The organism is Rhodopirellula sp. UBA1907, assembly GCF_002337565.1.
Taxonomy (GTDB): Bacteria; Planctomycetota; Planctomycetia; order Pirellulales; family Pirellulaceae; genus Rhodopirellula; species Rhodopirellula europaea.
This window is the reverse complement of sequence record NZ_DDGH01000085.1, coordinates 41,063-41,906: the sequence shown is the minus strand read 5'-3', so window position 1 is coordinate 41,906 and position 844 is coordinate 41,063. Positions and strand designations below refer to the sequence as shown.

Below are 844 nucleotides of genomic sequence, written 5' to 3'. Positions count from 1 at the left end.
CTACCAGACCGACTGCACCCTTCCCAACGATTGAAGGGCAACCATAAAGAGTCAATTGAAGACTTCAACGAGGCGATTCGGCGTGATCCTCAGTACGCCAAGGCAATCAGGATGCGAGGCTTGGCCTGGAACGACCTCGGGCAGTTTCGAAAAGCGATTTCGGATTTCGACCTCTCGATTCGCATTGATCCAAAGTCTGCAGCCTCGTACCACGGACGTGCCTGCGCATGGGTTCGTCTTGGCAAGCTCAGAAAGGGCATCGCGGACTTCACGCGCGCAATACTCGTCGATCCGAACGATCCTGAAAATGCCTCCACCCATGCCAATCGCGGAAGAGTCTGGCGTAGGAAGGGAAGATATGCCAAAGCACTTTTGGATTATGAACGAGCCCTCGAACTTGACGATTGTTCAGCTCAGCGACTGGTCGACCTCGCTGACTTCTTGGCGACTTGCCCAAAAGGCCGTTTTCGCGACGGTTCCCGTTCACTTCAGTTGATAGCCGAAGCTTGCGAGATGATGGATCACATCAGTGCTGAGCACCTCGACTGCTTGGCGTCAGCTCACGCCGCTCGGGGAAACTTTTCGTCTGCCATCTCATTCCAGAAGAAGGCATTGGCGATCGCTCTTGAGGACGATGACAGAATTGATATGCGTCAATACATTGAGTCCTACGAAGCAGGCCAACTCTGCGTCGACGTACGACCAAGATGGCTCGAGCGATGGGCATGAAGAACTCATAAACGCCGGGCAGTTCGAACGTCGGTTCTGCTGTCGGGAAGAGCGAGACCCCTTACGCTGCAAGCGTGTTGCCTGGTTAATTTGGAGGTCGTGCAGTTTTGAAGTG

Annotated in this window: 1 protein-coding gene; it reads left to right on the top strand. The window is 54.0% G+C overall.

Annotated elements, in window-relative coordinates; translation table 11 throughout:
• Window positions 1-729: tetratricopeptide repeat protein (locus tag B2R17_RS19060; protein WP_286765215.1), on the top strand; the 729-nt coding region annotated here is incomplete at its 5' end.
• Window positions 730-844 lie beyond the last annotated feature (115 nt).